The sequence below is a fragment of the Lonsdalea quercina subsp. quercina genome (genome assembly GCF_000688695.1).
Taxonomy (GTDB): Bacteria; Pseudomonadota; Gammaproteobacteria; order Enterobacterales; family Enterobacteriaceae; genus Lonsdalea; species Lonsdalea quercina_D.
In genome coordinates, this window is sequence record NZ_JIBQ01000009.1 from 105,555 (window position 1) to 125,650 (window position 20,096).

General features: G+C 56.1%; 18 protein-coding genes. 9 read left to right on the forward strand and 9 right to left on the reverse strand.

Features of this window, described 5'->3' with window-relative positions:
• Nucleotides 1-144: 144 nt before the first annotated feature.
• Nucleotides 145-1,293, reverse strand: coding sequence for an L-threonine dehydrogenase (gene yiaY, locus SB13_RS09780; RefSeq protein ID WP_026740177.1), 1,149 nt, complete (start codon nucleotides 1,291-1,293; stop codon nucleotides 145-147).
• 418 nt (nucleotides 1,294-1,711) lie between these two features.
• A complete protein-coding gene (locus SB13_RS09785) occupies nucleotides 1,712-1,960 on the reverse strand; it encodes a GlsB/YeaQ/YmgE family stress response membrane protein (protein WP_026740178.1) in 249 nt (82 codons plus the stop codon).
• 451 nt (nucleotides 1,961-2,411) lie between these two features.
• Between SB13_RS09785 and SB13_RS09790 the strand changes: the two genes are divergently transcribed.
• Complete coding sequence (locus SB13_RS09790; protein ID WP_026740179.1) at nucleotides 2,412-3,683, forward strand: acyltransferase family protein; 1,272 nt, start codon at nucleotides 2,412-2,414, stop codon at nucleotides 3,681-3,683.
• 221 nt (nucleotides 3,684-3,904) lie between these two features.
• Nucleotides 3,905-4,966, forward strand: a complete 1,062-nt coding sequence (locus SB13_RS09795; RefSeq protein ID WP_026740180.1) for a DUF481 domain-containing protein — start codon at nucleotides 3,905-3,907, stop codon at nucleotides 4,964-4,966.
• 152 nt (nucleotides 4,967-5,118) lie between these two features.
• Here SB13_RS09795 and SB13_RS09800 read toward each other — a convergent pair whose 3' ends face one another.
• From SB13_RS09800 to SB13_RS09825, 6 genes are all read right to left on the reverse strand, one after another.
• Complete coding sequence (locus tag SB13_RS09800; protein ID WP_026740181.1) at nucleotides 5,119-6,693, reverse strand: ABC transporter substrate-binding protein; 1,575 nt, start codon at nucleotides 6,691-6,693, stop codon at nucleotides 5,119-5,121.
• A gap of 106 nt (nucleotides 6,694-6,799) precedes the next feature.
• Nucleotides 6,800-7,480 (reverse strand): ABC transporter ATP-binding protein, encoded by a 681-nt coding sequence (locus tag SB13_RS09805; RefSeq protein WP_026740182.1) that lies wholly within the window; start codon nucleotides 7,478-7,480, stop codon nucleotides 6,800-6,802.
• Entirely contained in the window at nucleotides 7,477-8,322 is an 846-nt protein-coding gene (locus tag SB13_RS09810) for an ABC transporter ATP-binding protein (RefSeq protein WP_026740183.1), read from the reverse strand. Before SB13_RS09810 ends, SB13_RS09805 begins: the two co-directional genes overlap by 4 nt.
• Nucleotides 8,309-9,178: an ABC transporter permease gene (locus SB13_RS09815; RefSeq protein ID WP_026740184.1), complete on the reverse strand. Its 870-nt coding sequence runs from the start codon at nucleotides 9,176-9,178 to the stop codon at nucleotides 8,309-8,311. The genes SB13_RS09810 and SB13_RS09815 overlap by 14 nt, the downstream gene beginning before the upstream one ends.
• Nucleotides 9,178-10,179, reverse strand: coding sequence for an ABC transporter permease (locus tag SB13_RS09820; protein ID WP_051616454.1), 1,002 nt, complete (start codon nucleotides 10,177-10,179; stop codon nucleotides 9,178-9,180). The genes SB13_RS09815 and SB13_RS09820 overlap by 1 nt, the downstream gene beginning before the upstream one ends.
• A 167-nt stretch (nucleotides 10,180-10,346) precedes the next feature.
• The gene (locus SB13_RS09825) at nucleotides 10,347-11,021 is read right to left on the reverse strand and encodes a gamma-glutamylcyclotransferase (RefSeq protein ID WP_026740186.1); all 675 of its coding nucleotides are present in this window, start codon (nucleotides 11,019-11,021) and stop codon (nucleotides 10,347-10,349) included.
• 592 nt (nucleotides 11,022-11,613) lie between these two features.
• Between SB13_RS09825 and chaA the strand changes: the two genes are divergently transcribed.
• The 6 genes from chaA (at nucleotide 11,614) to SB13_RS09855 (ending at nucleotide 18,771) form a co-directional block, all read left to right on the forward strand.
• Complete coding sequence (gene chaA / locus SB13_RS09830) at nucleotides 11,614-12,717, forward strand: sodium-potassium/proton antiporter ChaA (RefSeq protein ID WP_026740187.1); 1,104 nt, start codon at nucleotides 11,614-11,616, stop codon at nucleotides 12,715-12,717.
• A 363-nt stretch (nucleotides 12,718-13,080) separates the two neighbouring features.
• A complete protein-coding gene (dauA, locus tag SB13_RS09835; RefSeq protein ID WP_026740188.1) occupies nucleotides 13,081-14,796 on the forward strand; it encodes a C4-dicarboxylic acid transporter DauA in 1,716 nt (571 codons plus the stop codon).
• Nucleotides 14,797-15,003: 207 nt separating this feature from the next.
• Nucleotides 15,004-15,735, forward strand: coding sequence for a two-component system response regulator RstA (rstA, locus tag SB13_RS09840; RefSeq protein WP_026740189.1), 732 nt, complete (start codon nucleotides 15,004-15,006; stop codon nucleotides 15,733-15,735).
• A complete protein-coding gene (gene rstB, locus SB13_RS09845; protein WP_026740190.1) occupies nucleotides 15,732-17,087 on the forward strand; it encodes a two-component system sensor histidine kinase RstB in 1,356 nt (451 codons plus the stop codon). The genes rstA and rstB overlap by 4 nt, the downstream gene beginning before the upstream one ends.
• A 74-nt stretch (nucleotides 17,088-17,161) precedes the next feature.
• Nucleotides 17,162-17,515 (forward strand): acid resistance repetitive basic protein Asr, encoded by a 354-nt coding sequence (gene asr / locus SB13_RS09850; protein WP_026740191.1) that lies wholly within the window; start codon nucleotides 17,162-17,164, stop codon nucleotides 17,513-17,515.
• Nucleotides 17,516-17,955: 440 nt separating this feature from the next.
• Nucleotides 17,956-18,771, forward strand: a complete 816-nt coding sequence (locus SB13_RS09855; protein ID WP_026740192.1) for a trypsin-like serine peptidase — start codon at nucleotides 17,956-17,958, stop codon at nucleotides 18,769-18,771.
• Here SB13_RS09855 and SB13_RS09860 read toward each other — a convergent pair whose 3' ends face one another.
• Entirely contained in the window at nucleotides 18,772-19,095 is a 324-nt protein-coding gene (locus SB13_RS09860; protein ID WP_026740193.1) for a hypothetical protein, read from the reverse strand.
• Between the two features lie 158 nt (nucleotides 19,096-19,253).
• Between SB13_RS09860 and SB13_RS09865 the strand changes: the two genes are divergently transcribed.
• Nucleotides 19,254-20,096 (forward strand): EcsC family protein, encoded by an 843-nt coding sequence (locus SB13_RS09865; RefSeq protein ID WP_036150284.1) that lies wholly within the window; start codon nucleotides 19,254-19,256, stop codon nucleotides 20,094-20,096.

The window sequence follows — 20,096 nt, forward strand, 5'->3', positions numbered from 1 at the left end:
CGACATTCGTTAGCGTGTCGCCGTCAGTCATGCTTCTCATGCAATTCCCTGGGCTGGGTGAACAACCCGCCGCCTTATCGCCTTCATTCTCCGGGCGTAAAAAAGGGCAGCTTACGCCGCCCTCATAAATACATGACACCTGAATTACATCGCGGCCGCAAAGACGGAAACGATGTCAGCATGCGTACCCTGTCTTGGGTTGGTCAGGCTGCAGGCATCTTTCAGGGCGTTGTCCGCCAGCGTATTGAAGTCTTCTTCTTTAACGCCCAACGCTTTCAGGCCGGTCGGAATACCGATGTCGCTGGAGAGTTTGACGATAGCCGCAATCGCCGCTTCGGCGGCATCGGCGTCGCTCAGGGGAGTGACGTCAACGCCCAGCGCTTTCGCTACGTCTTTCAGGCGAGCGGCGGCAACAGCGGCGTTATAACGCACGACGTGCGGCAGCAGTACGGCGTTGCAGACCCCGTGCGGCAGGTTATAGAAGCCGCCCAGTTGGTGAGCCATTGCATGCACATAACCCAAAGAGGCGTTGTTAAAGGCCATTCCCGCCATGAACTGCGCATACGCCATTTGCTCACGCGCTTCCATATTTTTGCCGTCGTGTACCGCATTGCTCAAATGGTCGCGAATCAGCTCAATGGCTTTGATCGCAACGGCATCCGTGATCGGATCTGCGGCGGTTGAAACGTAGGCTTCGATCGCATGCGTTAACGCATCCATACCGGTTGCCGCCGTCAGAGACGCCGGCATACCGACCATCAATGCAGGGTCGTTGATGGACATGAGCGGAGTGACGTTTTGATCGACGATAGCCATTTTCACGTGGCGCACTTCATCAGTGATGATGCAGAAGCGCGTCATTTCGGAAGCGGTACCCGCCGTGGTGTTGATGCCGAACAGCGCCAGCTGCGGGCGATGTGATTTATCTACCCCTTCGTAATCAGCAATCTGGCCGCCGTTGGTTGCCAGCAACGCAATCCCCTTCGCACAGTCATGTGAAGAACCACCGCCCAGAGAAACGATGCAGTCGCAGTCGTTGGACTTCAGCAAGCTCAGTCCTTCATCCACGTTTTTGACCGTGGGGTTAGGCTGCACGCCATCATATACAGCACTGAAAACCTGATGTTCATTTAACAAAGCCTGCACCGTGGCGACCACGCCGATTTTGTTCAGTACGCTATCGGTCACAATCAGCGCGCGTTTGAAGCCCTGTGCCTGAATCTGCTTAGCCGCTTCCTGTAAAGAGCCTTCACCCATCAGGTTTACTGCCGGAATATAAAATGCGCTACTCATCTTTTTTCACCATATCCATTGATTTTAAATGTTAACTGGCGGCAATCCTATCACCGAGGCATGCGGGTTAAATTGATTTAAAGCAACTTAATCTGACTGGTTCTATCGCGATTGACAGGGATATTATGACAAGCATCAATTATCGAAGTGCCTTTGTTAAGCAAATGCTAAATATTTTCGAGTCCCGAAGGATATCAAAAAAGGAAGAATGCCGCCCAGATCCGTTGGCCGGCGCGGGAGAGTCAGGACCGATCGGCTGAAACGATTATTCTAATAAAAATAAATAATAAATTTAAGTAACAAAAGTAAATGAGGATGACGACAGCGATAACAAGAAGAAATAAAAGGAGGGGAAAAGACGGACAGGGGCTTTATTCATGTCCGCACCCCATCAGATGCGGACAACGATCGCTACAGGCTAACTGCGGATTTTACGATAGATCCAAAGCACCACCAGAGAACCGATAACGGCTACGATGAAGCTGCCAAAGTTGAAACCGTCTACGCGGCCATAGCCGAAGAAGGTACTGATATACCCGCCGACAACCGCACCAATAACGCCCAGCAGTACCGTCATGAAGAAACCGCCGCCATCATTCCCCGGCATGATCCACTTGGCGAGGATACCCGCGATCAAACCGAAGATAATCCATGAAAGAATGCCCATACCTACCTCATCTAGTTAGTGACTGACCTGTTTGCCCATTAAAATGGATCGCAGCTTAATGGTTAATTAACCATCGCAATTCGAAACCGAGGTTAAGTATAGTCAAAATTTCACGTTGTACCGCCCAATACATCTGACTGCTGGTTTGTTGACCGCCCTCTGTTTTTAAAGGACTTCACGTCGCCGTAACAGGCGGAAAAGTCACATTTCATCACAAAAAAAACGACTAGACCGGAATGCCTTTTTATTAGTTAATAGCGCCTCGCAGTCAGGTGCCATTCACCTGCGAAAGCCCCTTTAGCTGTACCGTCTCAACGACTGTGTGAGGGATGCTTAGCGTTGTATCCAAAGCATTTATCGCCCGATTCCTAGATATATTTCCGCATTCTTTTCCTAAACTGAGTCAATTGTACTGTTTAAACCCTGGCAGCCAGGCATACGGAGGATAGAGATGAAAGTCAGTAAAGAGCGGTTTATCGGACTTGAATGGCTCCGTTTTCTGCTGGGATGTTACGTTATGATTTACCACACGCTGCACGTCTATCCTCAGCGATTCAACATCCCGTTTCTGGATGAATTGACCAGTATGGGGTTCTTTGCGACCAGCACTTTCTTCGTGTTGTCCGGCTTCTTACTCGCCCACGTGTATATCCGGGACGGTCAGCTACGTGAACCGGCCCGACGATTTATGGCCAAGCGTCTGTTCAATCTCTACCCCATTCACATCATCGGCCTTGTCAGCTCAATCCTGGTGGTCATGTTAATGCAGTGGCTGGCAATTCCACCGGAAGGTCAGGTAGCCAGCGCGCGGTTCGTGATATACGACAGTAATCAGCCCGGAGTCGATCCGGCCACGCTGCGTCACTATATGGATAACGTGCAGCTCACGTTCAACAGCCTGTTACAGCTGTTATTGCTACAGGCGTGGAACCCTTATTTTCTGACCTTTAACGCGCCGTTGTGGTCGCTATCCACCCTATTCTTCTTCTATCTGCTGTTTCCGCTGCTGGCGCCCCGGCTGATGAATAGCCGCTATCCGCGCCGTTGGCTGGCGTTCATCTTCGTACTCTATCTGTTGCCCGCGGTATGGGTGGTCTGGCACAAACTGTACGGCATGCCGTATACCGGTCTGCTGCAACGCGGCCCCCTATTCCGGCTGCCCGAGTTTCTGGCGGGGATTCTGGGTTATGCGATTTTTCGACAGTACAAAGACGGCGTCGTCCCCGCGTTAACAGCGCGTCAGCGCAGAGGGCTGGTGGCATTTATTGTGGTCTGTTTCATCATCGCCACCGTTCTGTTTACCCGCGGCAGAGCGCACTGGTACTTCCTGCTGCACAACGGACTTTTACTGCCTTCGCAGGTCCTGCTAGTCTGTTTGTCGGCGCAAGCCCGCGATCCCAGCAGCGAGTTAATCAGAAAATGGTCCCCGCGACTGGGCGCCGCGTCGTTGTCCATCTTTGCGCTGCATGTGCCATTATTTAATCTTTACCGCACGCTTGAACAGCTGGTCCGGGCCAATCCCATAACCTGCTTCAGCAACTGGTCTCAGTGCGTTATTACGGCGGGTCAAGTACAGCTTTCAATGACCGGTTACGGCATTTTCCTATTAACGACGGTGGCGCTGTGCGTCATATTTCAGGAACAGGTTGTGGTGCGGATACGTAACGCACTGACAGACCGCTTTCTGAACCGCCGACTCACGGAGTCGAGCAGCGCAGCTTAATCGTTTCGCCGTGGGAAGCTTGGGCTTCCCACAGGGTTATACCGGTAAATCATTAATGACCTCGGTTATAACGATTTACATTCTAATTGATACTCACTTATGCCTAGAGACACGACTCGTTTCCTGTTAATGTTTGCGGCGCCGGCATCAACCGGTGTTCTAACGGCCGAACGTCTCAAGGACGTCTTTCAACATCAGTCACCATTTGTTTATCTCACAACATGACACATTCCAAATTTGCACTATCCACTCTCGGCCTGTACGTCGGCCTGAGTGTCGCGGGTGTTTCCACCAGCTACGCCGCCGATACCCTTTGGCTCACCAATGGTGACAAAGTCACTGGACAAATTACCCTGCTGGACAGCGGCAAGCTGTTCATCAAAACGGACTATGCCGATACGCTGTCCGTTTCCTGGGATAAGGTTAAAACCTTCCAGACCGACCATGCGATGGTCATCCAGGGCCACCGGTATGAAGAGGGTGTGCTCTACCCAGCCATCAAACCGGCGGAAACCCGCGGGATTGTGGTACAGAAGCCGCTGAGCGACGGCGGCGATCAGGCTGGGACCTCGAACGAAGGCACGCTGGCGCTGAGCGACATCAACTCTATGGTCGTCCCTAAGCCGCTGGTGCAGGATCTCTCCTGGAAGGGCAACATCGACGCCAGCCTGTCCCACAAGAAGAGCTCGACAACCACCAACAATCACGATGTGGTGTTGAGCACCAAACTTCTGCACGGCACATGGCGTCATAATCTGGACGCCGGCTACCATATGGCCGAGGAAGACGACGTAGACAGCACCAAGAACGTCGGGGGTGAATATGCGCTGGATAAATTCATCGACGAAAACTGGTTCTGGCAGGGCCGCTACCAATACAAACGCGACTGGGTGGAAGAAATCAAAATCAGCCGCGCGATCGGTACCGGTCCGGGTTATCAGTTCTGGGATAACGATTTAGGCGCCTTCTCCGTGACCGCGCTGGTGAGCAGCCAGCAGTTCGTCTATCAGGAAGGCGGTCAGGACGACTTCTTTGCTGGTGCTCTGAAATGGGACTACAGCCGTTACTTCTCCGGTAAGAAAACGCAGCTCTTCACCACAGGCGAAGTCGGACGTTCCTTCGACGAAACGACCAGACTGTATTTCAAAGCCGGCGCGGGCCTGCGCTATAAGCTCACCAACTGGTCTTCCGTCAGCATGCAGGTGGCGCGCAACCGTACGCAAAGCGTTCAGGGCAATGTCAACGACACCCTGTACTCGCTGGGACTGGGCGTCGGCTGGTAATGCCTTGCGCACGACTTCATCGGTAGATGCCCTTCTGATACGGGCATAAAAAAACCATCGGCCTCGCGGTCGGTGGTTTTTTGTTTTGCGGCTCGCTCACCGCAGTAACCACACTGTCCCGGCGAAACGAGACGCCGGGAAGCGTGGCCGCTCTACTTGGAGATATCGTCGTAATACAACATGGAGTTGGCCAGACTTTGTTTGACGTCCTTCAGATTGTCGCGCACCGCCACGAGACGCAAGCCCTGAAGCGTCACGACGAACGGAGAACGCTCACGAATCTCCTGTTGTAACGTTTGGTACAACGCTTGCCGTTTCTCACGATCGCGCTCGGCGGCGGCCGCCTGCGTCTGCCGGCTGAGCTCCGGAATATCCCAACCCNCGCGCCAGGCCAGCGTTTTCGGGCCGTTTGGCACGTTATAGGCAAAGGTGCTGGCATTCGTATTCGGGTCAATGTAGTCCGGGCCCCAGTAAACAAATATCGACTGGAAGTGACGCGAACGCATTTTCGTCCACAGTTCGCTTTCCACCACCGGCTGCACGTCGATATGGATGTCGGCTTTAGCAAAACTGGCCTGCAGCGCCTGTGCAATGTCCGTGTACGGCGGCTGATTGATCACGGTGAGCGCAAAGCGAGTGCCCGGTTTGATACCGGCATCGCTGAGAATTTTCTTCGCTTTATCGACGTCCAGCTTGAAGGGTTGCTCTTTCGCCGCGCCATCAAACCCTTCCGGCAGGAAGTTTTGATGCACGATAAACTGGCCATTAAGCAGATTTTTCGAGATCCCTTCATAATCTACCAACCAGCGTGCCGCCTGCCAAAAAGCAGGGTTACCCAGCGTCGGCGCCTGTTTATCCTGCGTGTTGAAGCCGAGATAGTAGATTTTGCCGCCCGGCGAAGTGCTGATCCTGACGCCCGGCTGATTCGCCAGTGCGCTGAACTGATCCGCGCCCAGATCATACGCCACATCGGCATCGCCCTGAATCAACAGCAGCCGACGCGCGCCCGGATCGGCCACATCCTTCAAAATGACCTGATTGAGCTTCGGCTGTTTCACCCCGTGCGTGTTGGCTGTCAGCACCAGCGCCTGCTGCGGAATATAGTTGCGGAGCTGATAGGCGCCGCTCCCTGCGGAGTGATTTTTCAACCAGCCGCTGCCAAAATCATCGTTGACGCTATGGCTGGACACCACTTTGCTGTCGACGACAGACGCCACCCCGGAAGACAGCAGCCGGAGCGCCAGATCGCTGCCGATATCCGCTGGCCAGCGGACCTCCAACTGATGGTCATCCAGCTTTTTGAACTGCGCATCCACGTTTTCCGGCTGCCAGCCCAGCTCGTTTAAAATAAACGCCGGCGTTTTGTTCATCTTCACCGCCCGAGTGAACGAGTAAATCACGTCGTCTGCCAATACCGGGTTGCCGGAGGCAAAGGTGGCTTTCGGATCCAGCGTGAAGATCAGACTGCGTCCGTCCGCGCCGACCTGCCATGATGTTGCTAAGTCGGGGTTGAGCTGAGTCGGGTTAACGCGATCGCTTTTCACCAGCGCCTGATACAGCGCATCCAGCGAACTGGTGCTGACCGTTTCAAAACTCTCCGCAGGATCCAGGCTGATAATTCCGTTGAGGGAAATCGCCACCACGAGCGTATTCGGCGGTGTCGCCGCTCGCAGCGACGGACTGGCTAGCAAAACCGTCGCCAGGATAACGGGAAGCCACTTTTTCATATTGTCTCCATGACACGAGTTCGATGTTGGATAGAGTCTAGAGAAAAGACCGGTTATAGCGCTAATGGCATAAACTGCTTTGATATAACCGTTCACGATAATCACGTCAGACCTTCAGCAGACGCCCTTGCGACATGGCCGCCGCCCGGTCGCACAGATGGTCAATCACGTTGCCGTCGTGGCTGACCAGTACCAGGGTCAGATCGCCTGCCGATTTCAGTTCGTTCAGCAGGTTGAGAATTTCGGCCTGCACCGACATATCCAGCGCTGACGTGGGCTCATCCAACAGCAACAGCTCCGGCTCAAGCAGCAATGCCCGGATGATCGCCACCCGCTGACGCTGGCCGCCGGAAAGCTGATGCGGATAGCGTTCCAGCAGCGTCAGCGGCAAATCGACGCGCTGAAAAGCGCGTTCAATCCGCCCGTCGATATCCGTTTCGCTGAGCAGTTTTAACGGCTCCGACAGCGTACGCCTCAGGCGATGGCGCGGATGCAGAGAAGCAAACGGATCCTGAAAGACCATCTGTACCCGACGGCGCAGTTCTCCCGTAAAAGCATGATGCGGTTTCACGGGCTGACCCAGCAATGTCATCTCGCCCTGCCAGTGCAGATTCAAGCCCGCCAGCGCCCACAGCAACGACGATTTGCCGCAACCGGACGGGCCGACCAGCCCAAAACATTCGCCGCGCGAAATGGTCAGATCGACCTCGTGAACGACCTGATTAACGAGTCCCCCTTGCGGGTGAGACACGCTTAAATGACGCAGAACCACAGCATCACGACTCATGACAACGACTCCAGCAACGCGCGATCCAAGACGGGCAGCACCTGCCCCCGAGTGTGTTTACCCGGCTGACAGTTCCACAATGTTCGGGTATACGGGTGGGTGGCCTGCGGTAAATCCTCCGCCTGCAAGGCATCCATCAATCGCCCTTTGTACATCACCAGCACGCGTTCGCAGTGACGCGCCACCTGAGGTAAATCATGGCTGATCAACAACAGTCCCATATTGCGTTCGTCAACCAGTCGGTCGATCAGCGACAGCACCTGATCGCGTCGCTCGTGGTCGAGGGCGGACGTCGGCTCATCGGCGATCAGTAGCTCTGGTTCAGTGATCAGCGCAATAGCCAGCATGACGCGCTGCCCCATTCCGCCGGAAAGCTGATGTGGGTACTGTTTATACAACCGTTTCGGTTCCGCCAAACCGACGGCGTCGAGCATATCCAACACCTTTTCGCGTCGTTCGCGCGCTGGGAGCGAGGTATGCAGTTTCAGCGGCTCTTCCACCTGCCAGCCGACCTGACGCATCGGATTCAGCGCATGTTTCGGATCTTGCAATACCATGGACACCCGGTCGCCGCGCCATTGACGCCATTGGCTTTCGCTTAACGAAGCCAGCGACTGGCCGTTCATCACGACATCGCCGCTGCGAATTCGGCATGCGGACGGCAGCAACCCCATCAGCGCTTTGGCCGTGAGGGATTTGCCCGAGCCAGATTCGCCGACCAGCGCGACGCGCTCCCGGCCCAGACGAAACGATAAGGGATGCACCAGCAGCGTATCCGGGTCGTCCGCCAATCCAATGGACAGCTGGTTGACGTCCAGCAACGGAGGATTACTGTTTTTCATGTCGCGGGTCCAATTTATCGCGCAGGCCGTCGCCCAGCAGATTAAATGTCAGGCTGGCGAACAAAATTGCGCCGCCCGGCGCAGCCGCCACCCACCATTGGTCAAAAATGACCTTGCTGCCTTCCGCGACCATGGAGCCCCATTCGGCGGTCGGCGGCTGAACGCCCATCCCCAGGAAGCCCAGTCCGGCGGCGGCAAGGATAATTCCGCCCAGGCTCAGCGCGGCGCGCACCACCGCGCCCGGCAAGCAGAGCGGCAAGATATGCCCGCTCATCAGCCTCAGGCCGGTTATGCCCTGCATGCGTGCGGCGGCCAAATAGTCGCTGCGCCGAAGCGCCAGCGTCTCAGCGCGGGCCTGACGGGCAAACTGCGGCCAGCTGGTCAGCGCCAACGCCAGCGCCCCATTAATCAGTCCCGGTCCAAGCACCGCCACCATCGCCAGCGCGATCACCAACCCCGGCAGAGACAGGACGATATCGGTCAGCCGCATTAGCACTTTCTCGATCCAGCCGCCGAGATAGCCCGCGCCGATCCCCACCAGCAGCCCGACCGGCACGGTCAGAACCAGGATCAGCGAGACCAGCAGTAACGTCGGCCGTGCGCCATACAGCACCCGTGATAGCAGATCCCGGCCAAAACCATCCGTGCCCAGCCAGTGTTCGGGCGAAGGCGGCAGCAGGCGCTGAGTGATGGACTGCGCATTAGGGTCAAACGGCGCCAGCCACGGGGCCAGCAGCGCGATCCCGATTAACAGGACCAAGAGAACGCCGCCGATAGTCAGACTGTTGACGGCAGGCCAGAGAGTTCGTCGGGCGCGCGGCTGCGAGCGCAGACCCTTAAAGAGTGTCAATCGCATCATCGAGTCCGAGGGTCGGTCAGGTAAATCAGCGCATCGGCCAGCGCATTCATCAGGATAAAGCACAGGCCAATAAGGAGAGTGGAGCCCAAAATGGCGGGAATGTCCGCGCCAAACAGCGCCGTCGTCAGATACCGGCCCACGCCAGGCCATGAGAAGACCGTTTCGGTCAGCACCGCGCCCTCAAGCAGGCTGGCATAAGACAGCATCAGCACGGTGACCATGACACCGCGAATATTGGGCAGAACGTGGCAGAGCAAGATCCGCAGTTGTCCGGCGCCCTTGGCGCGCGCCAGCAAAACATACTCTTTATGGCACTCATCCAACATCGCCGCACGCAGCAGTCGGGTGATGCCTGCCATAGACAGCAGGCCCAGCACGCTGGCGGGTAGCCACAAATGCCGAACGGCGTTACGGAACATCTCCGGATCGCCGCTGAGCCAGGTATCGATCAGGACAAATCCCGTACGCGGCTCCATCGTGTATTGATAGATATCGTCTAGTCGTCCCGGTCCGCCGGCCCAATGCAGGACCGCGTAGAACAGCAGCAAACTCAGTAATCCCAGCCAGAAAATGGGAACAGAGTAGCCGACCAGCGAGATCATCCGCACTGCATTGTCCAGTACGCTGCCGGGCTTCAACACCGACAGCAGCGCCAGCGTCACGCCAAAGACGAATCCGATAATAATGGCGCAGGTCGCCAGCTCCAGCGTCGCGGGGAACGCCCGCATCAAATCATCGAAGACGGGCTGAGAGGTGCTGCGGGAGATCCCGAGGTCGCCGTGAGCCAGCGCCGCCAGATAATGCCAGAACTGCACCCATAGCGGTTGGTCCAACCCCAACTGCTGCCGGACTTGCAGATAGGTCGCCTCGCTGGCGCGGTCGCCGACTATTTGCAGCGCCGGGTCGATAGGCGCTAGATGAGTGAGTAAAAAAGTGAACAGCAGGAGCCCCAGCAGCGTGACGGCCAGCGCCAGTACACTGCTTAGCACCCTTCCCATTCGTCGCCACCCGGCCTGGAGGTGTTCATGTATTGTCCGCACTGCCTAATCCCTCATTTGCCGAGCAAAAAAATAAGGCCCGGAGTGTAGGCGAGATGACAAAAGCGCATGAAATTATATTCAGCAATATGAATATAACTATAAATTATATACGTTTGTGAGGGAGATTATTCGCGGACGGGTGACGCGTCCAATAGCTCTCTCACCCGCTGCGCCAGCGCGATCAGATTATCGTCCGGCATACCATAATGCCGAAGTTCACGTTCCAAGGAGAAAAGGTATTGTGCGTTAGTGCCCAGCGGCCCACGGGCGCGGGCGATGAGCGGCGCCACACTCTGAATGCAGGTGTCCTGTTCCAATAATGGATGGTCAGGATTGATGACGAAAACCAGCGCGGTGAGGTGACCGCCTTCGGCGCATTCCAGCTCACACCACAATGGACGATAGCAGCCGGTCAGCATCTCTCGTTTCCACAGCAGCTCCAGCTCTTCACGCACGCGGTCTTCCGGTAAACGATAGGCCAGACCGGTCGTTTCGCCACCCGGCTTGAGTCCAAGCATTCTACCGGGTTGTGCGGTAGTGCCCCGCCCTGCGGTCAAACGTAAGCAGAACGCGCGCTGCCAGCCTTTAAGCGTGGCGAGACAGCTGTCTGTCGCATCAAACGCCGGGTTCCACATGAGCGAACCGTAGCCAAAAATCCACACGCCCTCATGGTTGGGGCGACAGGATAATGTGGTTTCCAGAGAGTCTGCTCGCTGCTGCGGGGTAAGCAATAAATGTTCTTCGATGTGGCCGAACGACGTCCGGCAATCGGCTTTCCGTAAAAAATCACGCGTTAACACAAGTTTTTTTTCCTCACCCCTTACACGCTGTCCTGCCGAATGGCGTCACCCGGCTATTCTGAACGATCATGAACCGTACAATCAACGCGCACGTTGATTATTTTGCCGCCGCATCGGAAACGTTCACCTTGCTGACCCATTTGGTTAACATCATGAAGCATAATGGTAATTTTCTATTTTTTTGTTTGTGGAAACGACCATCGTACTTTCAGGGAAATCGACTTCGTGCGATCTCCTGGGTGACGCCAGTCTGCCGCGCCGCCTGCGGTTAACAATGAAAACTTAATTAAATCCGCTTCTTACACTCTTTTTCATCGGTTAGTTTAGAAATATCACCATAATATGCCCATAAATCGCTCACGGAAAGTGATTAAATAGTGACTGATTGTAGCAATTTCGTTTATTATTAGAGAGATAAAAGTAAAAACATAAAAATAATATATTCAGATATCTTTTTGCAGAAAATGCATAGCTAGAGTCACAATTCAGGGCTTTTAGTGGCGCTTGGTGCTTGGCATGGCGATTATTCCATAACGACGTTATACGTTATTTCTAACAGCAGGCTCGCTACACAAATAAGGAACCTTCAAGAATGACCTCATCCGCCGAAACGGTAAAAACCCGTCATCATGAATATACGCTCGTTCTTCCCCTCCTAACGCTACTGGTGCTGGTGATGTGGGGCGATACCACCAGTCTGGGGGCGATCATTGCCATTAACGCCCTGGCGCTCGTTGGGATCCTGTCCAGCGCCTTCAGCGTGGTACGTCACGCGGACGTGCTCGCCCACCGTCTGGGAGAGCCCTTTGGATCGTTGATTCTCAGCCTGTCCGTCGTCATTCTGGAAGTCAGTCTCATCTCCGCCCTGATGGCGACTGGCGATGCCGGCCCGCATCTGATGCGCGACACGCTCTACTCCATCATCATGATCGTCACCGGCGGGCTGGTGGGATTCGCTCTGATTCTGGGCGGACGTAAATTTGCCACGCAGTACGTCAATCTGGGCGGCATCAAGCAGTATCTGATGGCGATTATTCCCCTGGCCGTCCTCGTGTTGGTCTTTCCCGCCGCGCTACCGGCAGGCAACTTTTCCGTCTCGCAGTCGCTGATCATCGCACTGATCTCCGCGGTGATGTACGGCGTCTTCCTGAAAATTCAAACCCGCACTCACCAAAGTCTGTTCGTCTACGAACACGAAGATGAGAGCGACGGCGAAGGGGACAGCCATCACGGCAAACCGTCGGCCCACAGCTCGCTCTGGCATGCGGTTTGGCTGTTGGTTCATCTGATTGCCGTCATTAGCGTCACCAAAATGGACTCCAAACTTCTGGAGACGCTGCTTGAACGCATGAACGCGCCGTCGCAGTTCACCGGTTTCCTGGTCGCACTACTGATTCTGTCGCCGGAAGGTCTGGGCGCCATCAAAGCCGTTTTGCAAAACCAGGTTCAGCGGGCGATGAATCTGTTCTTCGGCTCCGTGCTGGCGACCATCTCGCTGACCGTGCCTGCCGTTACGCTGATCGCGATGATCACGGGCAACACGCTGAACTTCGCGCTGGATATGCCGCACATCGTCGTGATGGTGACCGTATTGGTTCTATGCCACATCTCATTCTCCACCGGCCGTACCAATGTCCTGAACGGAAGTGCGCATTTGGCGATGTTTGCCGCCTACATCATGACCATCATGCTGTGATCCCCATCTGAAAGGGCGTCGACGCGAGACGTCGATGCCCTTTCCCCCTGCGTTCAGGCTTCATCCAGCGGTTTCCCTCGTTTCTCCCTGAACCAGCGCGTCACGAGCGCTCAACGGGCATTCTTGAACCTCCAGGCTTTGGGGCATGAGCTCGGACGGTAAGCCTTTTTTTCAAACGTTTAACACATTACCTGGGGCGCAATGTCAAAGGTTCCGCCAGGGACCGAAAGGTAATACATAATGCTTTTCTATTGATTTACATCTGGATCTTCGCTGAACAATGGGCGTATCGTAATACTTTAACCCGCGACGGGCCTCCTGCCGACCCGCCATCTGTTTTCATTTTGTTGGTCCTAGTCTTAGATGAAATCATACCTATTCAACGGCATTAAACCGTTTAGCGCGTTTATTGACGCCTGCTGGCGGGAAAAATACACGTTCAAACGTTTTTCCCAAGACTTTATCGCCGGTATCACCGTCGGCATTATCGCTATTCCTCTGGCGATGGCGTTGGCGATTGCCAGCGGCGTTCCCCCTCAATTCGGTCTGTATACGGCGGCTGTCGCCGGCCTGATCACCGCGTTATGCGGTGGTTCGCGTTATAGCGTATCCGGCCCCACGGCGGCTTTCGTCGTCATTCTCTATCCGGTTTCCCAGCAGTACGGCCTCTCTGGCCTGCTGATCGCGACGCTGCTCTCCGGGGTCTTCCTGCTCGTGCTTGGACTCTGTCGCATGGGGAGGCTAATCGAATATATTCCGGTCTCGGTCACGCTGGGATTCACCTCCGGTATCGCCATCACCATCGCCACCATGCAGGTCAAAGACTTCTTCGGCCTGACTATCCCGACGATGCCTGAGCATTACGTCGGCAAAGTGCTGGCGCTGGGCAGTGCGCTACCGTCTATGCATTTGGGCGATACGTTGATCGGCATCGTCACGCTGGCCGTGCTGGTGATTTGGCCCAAACTCGGCATTCGCCTGCCCGGCCATCTGCCCGCGCTGTTGGCGGGGACGCTGGTGATGGGGCTGCTGTCGCTGATGGACATTCACGTCGCCACTATTGGTTCACGTTTCAGCTATCTGCTGGCTGACGGCACGTCGGGACACGGTATTCCGCCGATCCTGCCTCAGTTCATCCTGCCGTGGAATATGCCGGGAAGCGACGGTAGCGTCATGCCCCTGAGCTGGAGCACCGTTTCCGACCTGCTGCCCGCCGCCTTCTCCATGGCGATCCTCGGCGCCATCGAGTCCCTGCTTTGCGCGGTCGTGCTCGACGGTATGACCGGCCGTAAACATAACTCCAATACCGAGCTGATTGGTCAGGGTATCGGCAACATCGTCACGCCGTTCTTTGGGGGCATCACCGCAACGGCCGCGATCGCCCGCTCCGCCGCCAACGTGCGCGCCGGAGCCACATCGCCGATCTCCGCCGTCGTGCATGCGCTGCTGGTGATCCTTGCACTGCTGGTGCTGGCGCCCTGGCTGTCGTATCTGCCGCTGGCGGCAATGGCGTCGCTGCTGCTGCTGGTCGCCTGGAATATGAGCGAAGCGCGCAAGGTCATCGACCTGATGCGTCACGCGCCCAAAGACGACATTATCGTGATGGTGCTGTGTCTGGCCTTGACGGTGCTGTTCGATATGGTGATTGCAATCACCGTTGGCATCGTCCTCGCGTCTATCCTGTTCATGCGTCGGATAGCGAAAATGACGCGCCTAAGCGAACTGCCCGCCACCGTGCAGGGGCAGCGATTGGTGATTCGCATCAACGGCCCCCTGTTCTTTGCCGCCGCCGAGCGTATCTTCGGGGAACTGCTGGTCCACAGCAAAGAGTACCAGACCATCATCCTGCAATGGGATGCCGTGCCGGTACTGGATGCGGGCGGACTGAACGCGCTCTTGCGCTTTAGCGAACTGCTGCCGCCCGAAAAACGGCTGGTGATCACCGACATCCCGTTCCAGCCGTTGAAGACGCTGGCCCGCGCCAACGTGGTGCCGATAGAAAACCGACTGGCGTTCTATTCGACGCTGGAGCAGGCGCTTGAAGCAACGCCAACAACGCCGCTTCCGCTGACCGCCTAACCACCGTCTATCGTTCACCGGCCAGCCCTAGCGCTGGCCGGTTTCTTCTCCATCCCCCCGCTATCGTTCACGCCTTCTGAATCCCCTTTTTCAGCCCACCGGCCTCCGTCTGGTCGACGGCTTTTAACACCCGCTTACGCTTCACACATGGTTACAAAAGGTGACGCGCGCTATGCTGTATCCGAATAACAAAAAGAGTTCGACGGTATGTATAAGATTGTTTTTGTTGAAGACGATCCCGAAGTGGGAAAACTGATTGCCGCCTATCTGGGCAAACACGATATTGAGGTGCAGATTGAGCCGCGCGGCGACACCGCATTGGCGGTGATCGAGCAGAATAAACCCGATCTGGTTTTGCTGGATATCATGCTGCCGGGCAAAGACGGGATGACGCTGTGCCGCGAGCTGCGCCCTTGTTTCTCCGGCCCCATCGTGCTGCTGACCTCGCTGGACAGCGACATGAACCATATTCTTGCGCTGGAAATGGGCGCCGACGACTACATTCTGAAAACGACTCCGCCCGCTGTGCTGCTGGCGCGGCTGCGTCTGCACTTCCGCCAGTACGCCACCCCGCCCCAGCCGACGCTGGAAACCAGCGCGACAGTACAGGTACACAAGTCGCTAAACTTCGGTCTGCTGTGTATCGATCCGGTGAATCGTCAGGTTCTGCTGGCCGGCGAGGACATTACGCTGTCGACGGCCGATTTCGACCTGTTGTGGCAGCTGGCCNCCCACGCCGGACAAATCATGGACCGCGACGCACTGCTTAAAAACCTGCGCGGCGTCAGCTACGATGGCATGGATCGCAGCATCGATGTGGCTATCTCCCGCCTGCGCAAAAAGCTGTACGATACGGCGCCGGAGGCGGTGCGCATCAAAACCATCCGTAACAAAGGTTATCTGTTCGCGCCTAACGCCTGGGAGACCCACGCGCCATGAAAAAACTGTTCATTCAGTTCTTTCTCCTGCTGTTCGCCAGCTTTCTGGTCATGACCCTGCTGGTCGGGTTGGTCTACAAGGCCACGGCCGAACGCGCGGGACGTCAATCGATGGACGATCTGATGAAAAGCTCGCTCTATTTGATCCGCAACGAACTGCGCACCCTGCCGCCGCGCGAGTGGCACAAAACCATCAGTCAGCTGGACCTCAATCTGTCGTTTAAAATGCACATCGAGCCGATGAATAAATACAAGCTCAGCAACAAGGCGCAGCAGCGCCTGACGCAGGGCGAAATCATCGCACTGGACGACGAATACACCTTCATACAACGCATTCCCCGCAGTCACTATGTGCTGGCGGTCGGCCCGATCCCCTATCTGTTCTTCCTGCACGAAATGCGAATGCTGAACCTGCTGATGCTGGTCATCATCGGGCTTTCTCTGGCGCTGCCGGTCTTTTTATGGATACGGCCGCACTGGAAAGCGATGTTGCAGTTGGAAAACGCGGCGCAGCGGCTCGGTGACGGTCATCTGGAGGAGCGCACCCACTTCGACAATACCTCCAGCCTGTTTCGTCTCGGCGTGGCGTTCAACCTGATGGCGGACAACCTCAATCAGCTGATCGCCAGCAAAAAACAGCTTATCGACAATATCGCGCATGAACTCCGCACGCCGCTGGTGCGCCTGCGTTACCGTCTCGCGATGAGCGAAAACCTGCCGGAAGACGAGCAAGAGGCGATTAATCGGGATATCGGCCAGTTAGAGTCTCTCATCGACGAACTGCTGACCTACGCGCGGCTGGACCGCCCTCAGGTAACGTTGCATCTCGAAGAGATCGATCTGCCCGCGTGGTTGGAGCAGCGTATAGCAGACTTTCGGCTGGTCCATGCCGACAAGAGACTGGAACTGAACGCGCCCCGCCACCAGCGCTTCGGCTATGTGGACCTGCGTCTGATGGAGCGCGTGCTGAATAATCTGGTCAATAACGCACTGCGCTTCTGCCAACAAAGCATTCGCGTGGGGCTGACGCTCGATCGTGGCGTCGCCTGTCTACAGATAGAGGATGACGGACCCGGCATTGCGCCGCAGGACCGGGAGAGCATCTTCGAGCCGTTTGTGCGCCTGGAGGCGGGCATACAGAACAGCAGCGGCGGCTGTGGGCTGGGGCTGGCTATCGTCCACGCGATCGTCCGCGCCTATGGCGGCACCATTCGCGCGGAGTCCAGCGCATTGGGCGGCGCCAAAATGACGTTTCTCTGGCCTATCGTCACCAGCGCGGCGGCGGCGGATAAGCTGGCGGCTAACGTTGTACAAACCGTTACACGCGGAAACCAAACACTCACAGACCGTTAGCGCATCATTCCCTATTCTCCTTACATCGGCCCAACACTGGGGTTCGAACGTAAACGGACAATGAGGAATTGATGATGAATAAAGTATTAGTGATGATCGCTGGCGCAACACTGGGTCTGTCCTCTGTAGCTTTTGCTGCTGACACCACCACCGCGCCTGCTGCAAACGCACCGACTACAACGACCACCACCACCACTCAGACCAAAGCCGATCACGCCAAAAAGCACGTGAAAAAACAGGCGAAGAAAACAACCGAGCAGAAAGCTCAGGCGACGAAAAAAGCGGCTAAGAAAAAAGCGGTAGCACCGGCTCAGAAAGCGCAGGCTGCCAAGAAAAAACACGCGAAAAAACCGGCTGCACAGAAAGCTCAGGCCGCTAAAAAACACGTGAAGAAAGCCAAAAAAGCCGTAGCAACTCCGGCAGCCTAAGTCACAGGTCACACCACAGTACCTGACTCAATCCCCGCGCGAGCGGGGATCTATTTTGAAACAACGGTCTGATATAAAAATAGATTCCTGAGCGAGCGGTTTTATCATGTTGAGTCAAAGGCACGTTTATCAACCGTCCGGCACCCCATCCAACGGGCGTCGATTTCATGGAGCCAGGATGATGTTACGTCGTTACTCCTTTGAAATTGTATTATCGCTTCTGCTCCTCGGCGCGTTGATCATCATGCTGTTTTTTCTCTGACTTTCGATCACTCGATAGCGTTTTCGACACCACGATAGCGCGTTCAACCCCCGCCCATCCGCCAACGCCGAAAACACCGTCGCCCCGCTCAGCTCTGAATTTTTGTACGTCGTTTCCATAATCGGGGAACTTGACCATACTGTTAACAGAAAATTTTTTGTTAAAGGCGAATTATTTCATGCGCATATCGGCCTGGCTGCTCTGTTCTTTCACCTTGTTGTCGACGGGCGTCAACGCCACCCCGCCGAAAGATGTCTTACAGCAGCAACGCATTTTGTTCTTCAATCACGACGACCGCGATACCGTGACGGATACCACGCAATGGCCGTGGCAGGCCATTGGTCAGGTAGAAACCGCCAGCGGCAATCTCTGCACGGCAACGCTGATCTCGCCGCATCTTGCGCTCACCGCCGGACACTGCGTACTGGCGCCTCCCGGCGTGGCTGACAAACCGGTGGCGCTGCGTTTTCACGCCACGCCGTCGGGATGGAAATATGAAACGCACAAGCTGGAAGCGATGGTCAATAAGCAGTTGGCTAAACAGCTCAAGGCAGACGGCGACGGTTGGATCGTCCCCCCCTCGGCGGCGCCTTTAGACTATGCGCTGATCCGGCTGGAAAAAACGCCGCCGGGCATCGCGCCACTGCCGCTGTGGCAAGGGTCCGCGCAGGATCTCAAGTCGGCGCTAAAACAGGCTGGCCGCAAAGTGACACAGGCCGGGTATCCCGAAGATCATCCCGATACGCTGTACCGGCATCAGGACTGCCTTGTCACCGGTTGGAAAAATCAGGCGGTGTTGACGCACCGCTGCGATACGCTGCCTGGCGACAGCGGTTCGCCGCTGATGCTGAAAACGGGCGATAGCTGGGCGTTGGTGGCAATTCAGAGTTCGGCGCCGGACGCCAGCGAACGGGACCGGGCGGATAATCAGGCTGTCGCCGTTACGGCCATCCGTCAATCGCTGGATGTGTTATCCCAGCGCCCGGCACCGTGATCATTTCAGCGGCAGCAGGGGCTGGATGTCAGCCACCTCATGGTGAAGCACCAGAGGATCGGAGATCAAACCGAACTGTTCGTCGTCAGGGTACGTGACGGCCAACGCATAATCTTCGCCGGCAAACTGCCGTATCGCAGACAGGTCGTTCCAGTAGGTCGCCAGAAAAAAGTGCTCATAGGCTCCCTGACGCCGCTGCTGCACTGCTGTGCCGCAGTTGCCGAGAATACCTCGCGCATGATCGATGCCGGTGCGCTGCAAATGGCGGGCAAAGCCCTCCGCATGTTCGATGGGAACACAGCCGTGCCAAGTTCTGACTATCATGGAGTAACGCCTTTTTTGATTGACTATTTATGCACGTAAAGTGCATTTAAAACACTCAAATTAGCGTGAGTCGCGGCGAACGACAACCCGCTCTACGTTGCATATTCCACCATCATTTATTACACCTAGATCACCTTCCGCCATTATGCGAGCTGCTCATGACCCTGATAGAACACCCCGACGATCTGCGTGCGCTTCAACAGGCCGTCACGCTGCTGGAAGCCCCGGCGCTAACGCTGCAAATCGCCGATGTGATTGGAAAGCCTTTGACCTGGAGCCTCGCGAGGCTGCCGCAGAGTCTGCAACGCAAGATCCAACAGAGCGTCCGGGCCGCGCTGCACAAAGCGGTTGATACGGCGCTCTATACGCTGGAGGATAATCCGCACCACGCCCCCTCACAGGGACTGCACCGGGTCGCCGCCGCCACGACCGGCGCGGTCTCAGGATTCTTTGGGATTACGGGACTGCTGGTGGAGCTGCCTATCAGCACGGCCATTATGATGCGCGCGGTGGCAGATATTGCCCGCAGCGAAGGGTTTTCGCTGGCGGACGAAGACGTGAAAAGCGCCTGTGTGGAAGTCTTTGCGTTAGGTGGGCGAGACAAGACGCTGGACCCAACGGACTCGGGCTACTACGCGTCGCGGGCCATTCTGTCCGATATCACTCGCCATGCGTCGCGCGAGCTTATGGCATTAGTCAGCAAGAAAGGATCGACGCGCACAGTGAGTTCACGCCACGCGGCGTCGATTCTGGCGAAGGTGATTGACGCGGTCGCCGCCCGGTTTGGCGTGACGCTGACGCAAAAAATGGCGGCGCAGATCATACCGGTGATTGGCGCCGCCAGCGGCGCCACGATCAATACTCTCTTCACCCGGCATTATCAAAACATGGCCAAAGGGCACTTCACGGTCAAACGTCTTGAACTGAAGTATGGCGAAGAGGAGATCAAGACAGCCTATCAGGGCATCAAAAATCGGACGCTAAGCCTGCCTGACGCTTAG